This is a genomic window from Nocardia sp. NPDC050630 (genome assembly GCF_044457245.1).
GTDB lineage: Bacteria > Actinomycetota > Actinomycetes > Mycobacteriales > Mycobacteriaceae > Nocardia.
In genome coordinates this window covers 1-10,336 of sequence record NZ_JBITGN010000049.1, presented here as the reverse complement: position 1 = coordinate 10,336, position 10,336 = coordinate 1, and the positions used below count along the sequence as shown (strand labels likewise).

7 protein-coding genes and 4 pseudogenes are annotated in these 10,336 nt (G+C 63.9%); 4 read left to right on the top strand and 7 right to left on the bottom strand.

Annotation, left to right across the window (positions count from 1 at the left end):
- Positions 1-214: 214 nt before the first annotated feature.
- Positions 215-810 (top strand): annotated as a pseudogene (locus ACIBG0_RS41910) (IS256 family transposase); the annotation flags it as partial.
- Between the two features lie 97 nt (positions 811-907).
- On the opposite strand, the gene ACIBG0_RS41905 reads toward ACIBG0_RS41910, so the two are convergent.
- From ACIBG0_RS41905 to ACIBG0_RS41875, 7 genes and pseudogenes are all read right to left on the bottom strand, one after another.
- On the bottom strand, positions 908-1,339 hold the full coding sequence (locus ACIBG0_RS41905; protein ID WP_397041182.1) for a DUF6262 family protein: 432 nt from the start codon (positions 1,337-1,339) through the stop codon (positions 908-910).
- On the bottom strand, positions 1,329-1,532 hold the full coding sequence (locus tag ACIBG0_RS41900; RefSeq protein WP_397041179.1) for a hypothetical protein: 204 nt from the start codon (positions 1,530-1,532) through the stop codon (positions 1,329-1,331). Before ACIBG0_RS41900 ends, ACIBG0_RS41905 begins: the two co-directional genes overlap by 11 nt.
- 8 nt (positions 1,533-1,540) lie before the next feature.
- The gene (locus ACIBG0_RS41895) at positions 1,541-3,295 is read right to left on the bottom strand and encodes a tyrosine-type recombinase/integrase (protein ID WP_397041177.1); all 1,755 of its coding nucleotides are present in this window, start codon (positions 3,293-3,295) and stop codon (positions 1,541-1,543) included.
- A gap of 278 nt (positions 3,296-3,573) precedes the next feature.
- Positions 3,574-4,350 (bottom strand): annotated as a pseudogene (locus ACIBG0_RS41890) (tyrosine-type recombinase/integrase); the annotation flags it as partial.
- Between the two features lie 31 nt (positions 4,351-4,381).
- Positions 4,382-6,457: a tyrosine-type recombinase/integrase gene (locus tag ACIBG0_RS41885; protein WP_397041174.1), complete on the bottom strand. Its 2,076-nt coding sequence runs from the start codon at positions 6,455-6,457 to the stop codon at positions 4,382-4,384.
- 242 nt (positions 6,458-6,699) lie between these two features.
- Positions 6,700-7,767: a tyrosine-type recombinase/integrase gene (locus ACIBG0_RS41880; RefSeq protein WP_397041171.1), complete on the bottom strand. Its 1,068-nt coding sequence runs from the start codon at positions 7,765-7,767 to the stop codon at positions 6,700-6,702.
- Positions 7,768-7,834: 67 nt separating this feature from the next.
- Positions 7,835-8,173 (bottom strand): annotated as a pseudogene (locus ACIBG0_RS41875) (site-specific integrase); the annotation flags it as partial.
- Between the two features lie 122 nt (positions 8,174-8,295).
- Here ACIBG0_RS41875 and ACIBG0_RS41870 point away from each other — a divergent pair.
- From ACIBG0_RS41870 to ACIBG0_RS41860, 3 genes and pseudogenes are all read left to right on the top strand, one after another.
- Positions 8,296-8,507: pseudogene (locus tag ACIBG0_RS41870) on the top strand (IS256 family transposase); the annotation flags it as partial.
- A gap of 143 nt (positions 8,508-8,650) precedes the next feature.
- Positions 8,651-9,598 carry a DUF6928 family protein gene (locus tag ACIBG0_RS41865; protein WP_397041169.1) on the top strand — a complete coding sequence of 316 codons (948 nt, stop codon included), beginning with the start codon at positions 8,651-8,653 and terminating at the stop codon, positions 9,596-9,598.
- A gap of 532 nt (positions 9,599-10,130) precedes the next feature.
- Positions 10,131-10,336, top strand: a 206-nt coding sequence (locus ACIBG0_RS41860) for a hypothetical protein (RefSeq protein ID WP_397041167.1), incomplete at its 3' end; no start/stop codon positions are given.

Genomic DNA, 10,336 nt, shown 5'->3' with positions numbered 1-10,336 from the left:
AAATGGGTGTCGTCACGGTGAATTACGAAAACCTCGAGCTACCCGGCGACGCCCGGCAACGACTCGTCGCCTTCACCCCCGCAGCACACGCACCGCCACATCAGCCATGATTCGACGCCGGTGCACCACTAGCCTTGGCTTTTACCTGTGCGGCGTGGTCGCGGCCTGGCAGCTTTGGATGCTTTCTGATTGCTTGAGGTCTTGATGTGCACGTCGTAGTGCTGGGCAATGGCAAGACGAGGCCCATGCCTTCGCCGCCCGGGACGTTTCGGGCACCGACTACGTGTACCTGTGGGTTGACGGCATCCACACGAAGGTGCGGCTCGAACAGGAGAAACTGTGCCTGCTGGTCATGATCGGGGTGCGTGCCGACGGCCGCAAAGAGTTGGTTGCGCTCACCGACGGCTACCGTGAATCCACCGAGTCCTGGGCGGATCTGCTGCGTGCTTGCCGCCGCCGCAGCCTGACCGCACCTGTGCTCGCAGTCGGTGATGGGGCGCTGGGGTTCTGGAAAGCGTTGCGGGATGTGTTCCCGCACCGCGTGAGCATCGTTGCTGGTTCCACCAGCAGGCCAACGTCCTTGCCGCACTGCCGAAATCAGCACACCCTGGCGCGATCGCGGCTATGAAGGACATCTACATGGCAGAAGATATCGACAAAGCGCAAATCGCGGTGAAAGCCTTCGACATCGACTACGGCGCGAAGTATCCGAAAGCCGTCGCGAAGATTCTCGACGATCTCGAGGTACTGCTCGAGTTCTACAAATACCCGGCCGAGCACTGGATCCACCTACGCACCACCAATCCAATTGTTATCTCTAGTCCGAGGTCGGTGCGGTGCTGTGGCCAGCGCGGATGTGTTGTGGATGGTGTTGTCGACGCAGCGGGGTAGCCGCTGCGTCGACTGTTCAGCACGGTCCGATTGTTACCGGATTGCGATGCTGTGCAGCTGGTTTCGTTGATCGCTCGGCGCGGAGTTGTCCGAGGGTCTGTTCGAGCTGGCGGCGAAGTTTCTGGTTCTCCTCGGTGAGTTGGCGGATGCGGGTGTTGGCGATGTCGAGCCGCTGACGCAGCGATTGATCACTGCCTCGCTGGCGAGATGGTATGGCAGCCTTGATGTTTGGGCCTTGGCTGGCGCGGATCCTCTGGATTTCGTCTTTGATGTCGGGCTGGCTGTAAAGCCCGGAGCGGGAGACATCGGCGTGCTGGGCGAGGGCTTCGAAGGTGATCGCTGTTCCTGCTTGATCGAGCTCGTGAAGAGCTTGGATGGCCTTGGCGCGGGTCAGCTCGTGACGGCGTTGGGCGGCGGTGATCAGGTGTGCGGTGTTGTCAGCTCGCATCGTGGACCGCCTTCGGGTTGCTTCGGGTTTCGTCGTCGAGGGCGTCGATGATCTGGTTGAGGTTGGTCAGCACGCCCCGGTTCATCTCGGCGAGGCGCTGCTGGCCGCGGGCCTCGGCGACGCCGATGATCTGCAGAACCTGCTGGCGTTGATTGCGGTGCTGGGGAAGGAATTCCGGTGTTGTGATGAACATGGGGCAGGTCAGACACGCGTTGGCATGCGGGCAGCTTTCTGGACCGGCAGACCGCAGAACCCGTTCGGCAGGGCTTGGGTGACGCGGCCGATCCGCTGTTTGGCCCAGGCCGCCTCTGCCAGCGGCCCTTCCGGGTCGAGTCTGACGGTGTCGCCGTTGATGTCGACCTTTCGGGCCGCTTCCCAGTGCCGGCGGACGGTCGTGTCGTGCAGGCGGGTGTAGTGCGCGGTCATCTGCGGCGAGTCGTGGTCGAGGATCTTGCGGACGACCTCTTGGGGGACGTCACGGTTGATGAGCCGGGTGCCCAGAGTGTGACGCCATTGATGCGGGGTCAGGCGCACTCGGGCGTGGTGTTCGTCGCGGATGTCGCAGTGCTCGAGCCAGCGATAGAGCGCCAGCCGGTAGGTGGAACTGCCGATCGGGTGCTCACCGGTGATGTTCTTGGTTGGGCGCGGAAACAACCACGGGGTGCTGGCCTGCCATCGTTGGAGAACGCGCTGTCGCTGCCTGTTGATCAGCTCGCGGAGTTCCTCGTCGATAGGGACCAGGGCGTCGCGTTTCATTTTGTGGTTGAAGTAGCGCAGATAGGGTGCGCCGTCGGCGTCGGTGACGACGCAGTCGCCGCGCAGGCGCGTCGTGTCGGTGATCCGCAGTCCGCAGCGCATGAGGGTGAGCGTGATCAGCCGGTAAGTGGGGTTGTCCCAGCAGTCGAGGTTGTCGGGCTGTTCGAGCTGGGCCATCACGTTGTCGGGCAAAGCTCGGGGTGCTCGTTCGTCGCGTTTGGGATAGTCCTCGGTGAAGAAGGACGCTTCGGCGGGAAGTCGTGTGTCCCAACGATGTTGGCGGATGGCGGCGAACAACCCGTTGAGCAGACCGATGTGGGTGCCCTGGCGATGCGGGCCGCCGGGTTCGCCGCGCAGGTCAGCTAGATATCGCTCCAGAACCGGCCGAGTCACCTCGGCGATCTCGGTGACGCCGACACGGTCCAGAAATCGGGAGAATCGGGTGATCGCCAGGACTGAGCGTCCGCCGCCGGCTTCGAGCCCGAGCCCGGTCGAGAGCCGCCAGCGAACCCATCGCTTGGCCAATGCTTTCAGCCATGGCTGAGCAATACCGTTGAACCGCAACACTCTTCGACCATCGAAACCCAGCCGGTGCATGCGCCAGGCATCGCGTGGATACTCGGTTTCCCACCCGGTCGGATCGGCGAGATCCTCGACGACGCGGCGAGCGTAGTTCAGGAAACCGATAGATCGTGTGTCACGTGGCCAGTGTTCGCCGGCCAGAGCGCGCCAGGCGGATTCGTCGAAGGCCAGCAGCGACGACGCCGTCGAGTTGGCCAGCAGGCGCACCACCCTCATCACCGTGTCCGGGGTGATGGCGCCTTCGCGCTGGTCGTGACGGTGTTGCAAGACGTATTGCATCTCCAGGCGCATCCCGGTCGCGAGCTCATCGAGCCGGATAGTCTCCCCGCTCGGAATCTGGATGTCGTCAAAGCGTCGAACGAACTCGCCAATATCGGGTCGTCCGTTGACCTTCCAGGTGGCGGCATGGGAATGACAGAATGGGCCTTGCGCCTTCGGCCAGAGGTCACAACACATGATCGCGCAGGTCACTCCCGGTGCGGGCCGCTTGAACGGCAGCGGTTCGGCCAACCACTGTTGCAGGTCGGGGCGACCCGCCCGGGACCATCGCTGGGCGTGCAGCTGACACATCCCGCCGCGCGCGCAGCCGTAACCGCAGCCAGTCACCCGGCAGCGCATGTTCGGACGCTGCCGCGCCCAACGGTGGTCGGTCGATGCAGCGAAATCCTCGAGATCGGGTCGACCGGCATCGGCCCAGCGTTGATGATGACCGGGACACATCCCGCGCGAGCGTGCGGTTCGCTCGCACTGTTCGACGCGGCATCGACCTCCACCGAACACAGGATCCTCGGCGGCGAACCGTAGTGTAGTGCTGCGGTATTCGGGTCTCACCGCTGCCATCAGTTTGGCCAGCATCCCCGGGGCGGCGGCGGGTGCGGGCTTCGTGACAGGCGTGTTCACCAGCGCACCTCCTGATCGTTGAACCAGCCCGCCCGCTCCAACACTCGGCGAGCGTCTTCGACGGTGAGGTGCCCGTAAACCGTTTCGGTGGTGGTGATGTCGACGTGGCCAAGGATGCGCGACACCACCTCGATCGGGACACCATCACGCAGTAAACGGGTCGCGGCGTTGTGACGCCACCAATGCGGATCGAAATCAATACCAGTGCGGCGGCGCAGACGCCCGACCAGGTCATAGACGTTCGAGTAGGTCATCGGGCGCCCATGCGGGCGCCCCCAAAGGTTGACGAACACATAGTCGCTATCGAGATCACCGTATTCCTCATGCAGGTAATCGGCATATAACCGGACCAGCTCGGCGCTGATCGGAACACTGCGCGAGGTCGATGATTTCGTGCGTGCCCCGTTGTCGTTGTCCCGCGGACATACCGTCAACTCGCGCTCGGCAGCGGCGATGTCTTCGTGCCGAAGCCCCAAGGCTTCACCGATCCTGACACCGGTCTCATGCAGCACCGCGAATAGGAAGCGGTCCCGCAAACGTCCGCAGGAATCCAGGATCGCTTGCGCTTCAACGACATCGAGAACTCGCGGCAGCTTCTTCGGCGCCTTCAGCTTGATGGTTCGCGCTTTGACCGGGTCGCCCTTGCTGATGTGATGCAGAAACGGCTTCCAGCCGCCCCTGCCACGACCCGCCGGCTGCCAGGACACCAGCAGGTCACCAACATCAACGCCCTGGCGCACGGCGTGGAGATAGAAGGCGCTCAACGCCGAAATTATGTGGAATCTGAAATGTCAAGTCCGTGCCCTATTTGCGCTGGTTGACCGCGACGATCGGTAGGAGGCTGGCGGTCGCTGGCGCGGCGATCTGACGGGGTGTTGCGCCGTCGGGGGTGGGGACGTCGATCAGACGTTCCAGCAGACGATCGAGAGCGGCCTGGCCGTCGTCGACCGCTGCCTGTTCGTCCTCGGTGAGTGGGACATTGGCCAGCATGCGCTGCAGATTCTCCTTGGCCTCCAGAAGTTGTGCCTTGCTGGAGTCTTTCGGTGTGTAGAAATCGCAACGGGCGCAGGGCATCCGGTGAGGGCACTGTTCGAAGAAGCTGTAGGTACAGTAGCCGTGGCCGAGGTCGTAGAACTGCCAGGGTTCGCCAGCGGCAGCCTGTCCGGAGGTGACGGCGTCGCGGTCGATGAGCACTTCGATTGTGCGGACGTTGCGGGCGAAGTACCCGGCGTCGCTGTAGGCCTTCGCCAGGGTGGTTGGGGCAATTTTGGCGTAATGCTGTGTCGCCGAGGGACTTCGGTGACCGAGCCATGCTTGCAGCTCGAACAGTGTCATCGGTTCTTTGGCGTTGTAGAGCTGGCTGGCGATGGTCGACCTGGCCCGGTGGCTGGTGATGTTGCCGCGGACGTCGGCGGTCGGCACGCCCGCTTTGGCGCAGAGCGCGGGGATGATGCGAATGTTCAAGTACTGCCTGCCGATTCCCTGCGCCCAGTAGGAGAACAGCAAGTGCACCCGCTCGCTGGTCTTGCGATCCAGGACAGCGGGTTGTGTGGGTCGGACGGCCTCCCAGACAGCGATGGCTTGGCCGACGATCGGATCGACCGGCTTGGTGAAGGCAGTCCCGGTCTTGTGCACCGGAACGTCCAGCAGGCAGACCGCATCCTTGTCGAGCATCTCGTCGGTGTCGCAGGGAAGAGCCACGTCCTCGCGCTGCCAGCGAATGCACCCGACCCGCAAGCGCACGATCTCGTCGCTGCGTAGTCCGGCGAACAGCCAGGTCAGCGCCAACGCTCGCAGCAGTTCGATAGGGTGCTTGCGGCCGACAGGGTCGGTGTAGACGTCGTTGTGCTCCAGATTGAGTCCCGCCCAGAGCAGCTTGGCCCAGACGTCGTCGGCGATCACTCGCGGATCGGGGCCGATGAGGGCGCTGATGCTGCGCGGGGTGGCCAGCGCGCGAGCGGGGTCGAAGCACCGGAGGATCCAGCCCCATTCCTGGCAGTCCCGGAACAGCTGGCGGGCCCCGGCGAGCAGGCCGCTTTTCGTGCGCGGCATCAGCGGCTCACCGATGCGGTCGCGGAACGATTCGTCATTCTGGGTGAAGTCCCCGATCCGGAAACGGTCGACGGCGGCGACCCAGGCAGCACACAGTTCTCGGGTCCACTGGCTCGGCTCCTGGATGTCGGGATGTTCGGCGGCCAGCCACCGTCCCATCCGCAACATTTGATTGCGCCGCCCCTTCCTGCTCGAGACCGGCAGCGGCGAGGTGTCGTGCCAGCGCTGCACCCATTCGGCCCAGACGGGATCCACGCCCTCCACCGGCGCGAGCGGCAGCCGGGCCGGCGGCCGCGGCGCCCCCACAAACCCCAGGGCCGCCAGCGCCCGATGGAGACTATGGATGTTCGCGCGCAGCGAGTACGGAATCGACATATTGGCCCGCAACCCATCGAGCGCATCCTCGGACAGGTCGGCGAGTAACGGACTCCGGTTAAGCAGCAGCGCGTGACAAACCAGGCTCGCAGTGCGGACGGCGACCTGCGGGGATCGCTGGCCCCAGCCGTGCAATACCGAGGTGACCTGTTCCACGGCCTGGTCGATGATGGCCTCGCCGAACACCTTCCGAGCGACCGCCCCGCGACCGACGCTGCCCAGAAGGTTCAACTCGGTGAACCCGAACAGGTAGGCCAGGGCGATCGCATAGGACCTCGCCGACGTGCGTGCCCACCGCGGATAGCTGGTCAGGAAGGCATTTCCGCTCGTTCCCAAGATGGCCGCCCAGTCGGCCGCGTCCCAGGCCCAGAAACTCAGCCTATGCGTGGCGCAGCCCTGCAGAATCACCGCGACGGCGTCTCGGGCCGACCGGCGATGGTGCCAATCATCCACCACTGCAAGGTGTTCAGCTGCTCGGGCCAATGGATGCACCAACCGATGGACCCTCGACCACTGCGGGTGCTCGGGGTCCCGCCATCGGTCGGGCCAACTGCGGACCTCCCAGCCGAGGGCTGCGAGCGCTGCTTGCTCGGCGTCTGACAGTGCCGCGGTGCGGTCGTATTGGTCAGCACGGACCGGCCAGCGCCAGCGTGGAGCTGCGGGCGTCATCGTCACGACCGCCAAAGATGATGCCCTCACCGCTTGGCCGCCTCCGACTCGTCCGCGAGCTGAGCCAAGGTTCGGACCCGCCAGCCGTGAATCTGTTCCATTCCCCGACTGAGCTTTTCGGCCAGATCGCGGCCGGACAGGTGGATGTAGGCGAGTGTGGAGTCGATCGAGCGATGGCCGGCGAACGTGGCGATCGCGTGCAACTCCCAGCCCATGCGCGCCAGATCGGTCAAGCACAGGTGGCGAGTGGTGTGCGTGGAGAACTGCGGCAGCTCGGCCGCCAACGCCAGCCGCCGCACCACCTTCGACCATGTCCACAGAGTCAGCGGCGCTCCCCGGTTGCGGCGCGACTCCGACAAGAACAGCGGTCCCCGGGCCCGGCTGATCGTCGCCCGGTGAGCCAGGTAGCCCGACAGCAGCGCACCCGTCGGCGCGGAATAGGGCACCACCCGCTCCAGCCGGTTCTTCGTCGTCTCCGCGCGAATCCGAAGCATCCTGCGCGCAGGATCGAGATCGTCAGTGCGCAGCGAGCACAACTCCTCCCGCCGCAACGCCGCGTCATAGGCCAAAGCCAGCATCACCCGATTACGGACAGGCTCCCCGGCCGCCACGGCCAGCAGCTCCAACCACTGCGACTCGGTCGGAATCCACGGCAGCTTGGTCAACCGAGGGATCAGACCACGCTGATGCCCACTGCCCCGGCCGCGTGACGTATAACGGCCCCGCCCAACAGGATTCGACTTTCGCACACCCTCCTCAACCAAGAAATCGTAGAACAGCCTTACGGGAACCATCCGCTGCTGCAGAGTGGCATTCGCCAACCCGCCCCCCGAGTCGATCGAGATCACGTTCGCGCCCCGACGACTCGGCCGCTCCGCCATCTCCCGGACATACCGCGCGATATGGGCTCGATCGGCCTCCACCGGGTCGACCTGCACCCGATCGCACATCTCGAGATATTCGGCCAGTCCGCGCGAGTAGGCGTCCATCGTCCGTGGCGCACGACCGAGATCAGCCCACACCCGCAGCCAGACGGCGGCCCGTTCGTGCCGGCCCAGCACCGGCCACTTCTCCATCAGCACTACCGTGCCCAACACATCTCCTCAGTTCGTGGTCATACCGCAGCGAGATAGTCTCCGCTGCAGTCAGATTCCACGTAACTGATAGCTTGCGGTTCACAGTCGATTCCGTGCAATGGTGCGCGACTGAGGGCAACATCATGACCCCGCCATCTCGCGCTGCAGGTGGCAGTCGCAGCCAGCCGACGAACCCACCGAGGTCTTCCAAACGCACTTCCCGCCAATCCAGGCCACGGAAGGTTAGGAACTCGAACCAGTCCTTCAGATCGTGGGCATACGCCTTGACCGTGTTCGGGGACCGCTCGATATCGGTCAAATACGCCAGATACCGCTCTACCGGCCCCAACGGTCGGTCGTCATCACCGAGAACGGTCCATGACTCACGCGACGAGACCGGCGAAACCACCCGCGTAACAAGCACTCCGCCTCCCTGAGATCTGCCTCCTAGACCGCGGTAGATAACCACATCCAGCACGCAGAACTGAGCAGTTCAACAGCACGTGCTCCACATCGAAGACACCCTTCGAGGCACTGCAGATAACGATCGAGTCAACCTTCGCCACCGTGCGACTACGAACCAAGGTCACCAAGAGGCCAGGCTCCCGCTCGGCCGGAATCGCCATGGGCTTCAAGCTGATCGAGGCCGCCCAAGCCCGCTGGCGTGCGGTTAACGCCCGCACCTGGTCGCCCTCGTCCGCAACGGCGCACGGTTCCACAAGGGCAAACTGCTGCAACGACCGACCTCCATAACACCCGAGCCAACAGCTACCGACCCACCCGCACCACAACAGAGGTCGCCTGAAAACCGTCATCCGGACGATTTGACAACACCCCTCCCCGCCCTGATTCTGGGCGCAAACGCTCATGGAAATGGTTTCATCGAACGCGGGAGGACTCGATGGGGGCAAAGACCGCGATGCTCGTCCATTCCGACCAGGACCCGATCACAGTGCTGCGGTCCGAGCCCGCACTCGACCGGGACGCGGCCGATGAAGCGGTTACACAGTTGTTCCCGGGCCGGTCGATCGAAGCAGTCGAGGATGGATTGCTTGGTGAGCTCGCGTTTCCAGCCGAGGGTCTGGTCTATATCGGTTGTTTTCCCGGTGTGCGGATCGTCTACAGCGCCGAGGTGTCCACTCATAGACCCTCGACCCTCCCGCTTTATCTGCTCGACCCGAAACCGGGGCGACGGGTCTTTGCACACTCGATGTTCAGCATGACTGACTCTTTGGCCTTCGCGGTGTGGGAGGACCACACACTGATCAGGTCGCTGAGTCTGTCCCCTGATGACGGCGTGCGGGAGGACATCGGAAAGCCGCTACCGTTCGAGCAACCTTACTGGGACGGACATCATCCCGTCGAGGATTACCCGCTGCCGTTCCATCCGCTGGCGCTGGGTGAAGAGGCGTTGCGGGCATTCATCGGGTACACCCTGGAAGGCAGCGCCCATCCTGACGAGGAGAGGGCGTTGGAGATCCCGCTATGTGGATTCTTTCTGGGCCCGAACGGCTCAGCACCTGCTGCCGGGGCATCATGGCGCGCAATGAGCGAAAACGGCGTCTGCAAAGACGACCCATCGAAGCACACGCTGTCCACCCTATTAGCGGAGTTGGCCGCACCGAACAATAACTTCCTGATCCTCGAGCGGCTCAACGCCGAGCAGGTCTACATCCAAGCCTACCGACACCATGACAACACTTTCGACCTGGAATACCGCAACGGCAGCCCACACGACCATTTCCAGACCACCACAGAGTCCCGGGACGCGGTCCTGGCGGCCTTCACCGGTTGGATGGATGATCGACCAGGCTGGCAGGACCCCTTCACCTGGACCAAGTTCCGCTGACAGCGGCTACTGCCGAACGCTCTTATCCACAGGATTTGACAATATCTCTGGCAGTAGCCGTAGGCGGCCCAGCCTGCCAGGTTGGAGCACTCGACAGTGGGCCGTGAGCGGCCGCCCTCCACGGGGGTGGGGTCGGTGATCCATTCGTTGTCGAACCAGAAGGCGGTGTCCGCGGCGAGGAGCCGGATGGCCCGTTTGACCAGTGGGAGCGCCGCACGCAGCCGCTTGTTGTAGCCCGGTCGCTGCGGTAATCGAGGGAACATGCCGTGCAGGTGGACGTGGGCGAAACGCAGCCATCGGGGCCTCGGAGTGAAAGACGAGCACGGCCTGGGCCGCTGCCAGGCAGACGAGTTCGGAGTCGCTGAGCAAGGGTGGTCTGCCGATGCGGGTTCAGCCGCTCTCGTCGTCGATCTTCACGTAGTGTGTGGTCAAAGGGTGTTCAGGTCGATCGTCACAACCGGATCTTGGACACCCTGTGTCCTTGTGCGCAGCCAGATTTCGGCACTAACTCGTCTACACGGTGGGATCGGCGATGGGAATGGTCGAGGGCTTGTGGGAGGCCAGCCAGATGCCGCTCCGTGACGGACTGTACCGGCCCGACGACACCGGCTTGGAGTTGTATGTTGACGGTCCGGGGGCGTACCACCCGGATGCCGGGCAGCCGATTCCCTTCCGTATCGGAGGACCGCTCGACGTGGCCGAGGCCATTGAGGAGCACGGCATCGATGGGGTAGACAC

What these genes read in the sequence shown, in the direction of transcription:
- ACIBG0_RS41905 (WP_397041182.1), bottom strand. Translation starts at nt 1,339, where the DNA reads ATGCGAGCTGACAACACCGCACACCTGATCACCGCCGCCCAACGCCGT.
- ACIBG0_RS41900 (WP_397041179.1), bottom strand. Translation starts at nt 1,532, where the DNA reads ATGTTCATCACAACACCGGAATTCCTTCCCCAGCACCGCAATCAACGC.
- ACIBG0_RS41895 (WP_397041177.1), bottom strand. Translation starts at nt 3,295, where the DNA reads ATGCGCTGCCGGGTGACTGGCTGCGGTTACGGCTGCGCGCGCGGCGGG.
- ACIBG0_RS41865 (WP_397041169.1), top strand. Translation starts at nt 8,651, where the DNA reads ATGGGGGCAAAGACCGCGATGCTCGTCCATTCCGACCAGGACCCGATC.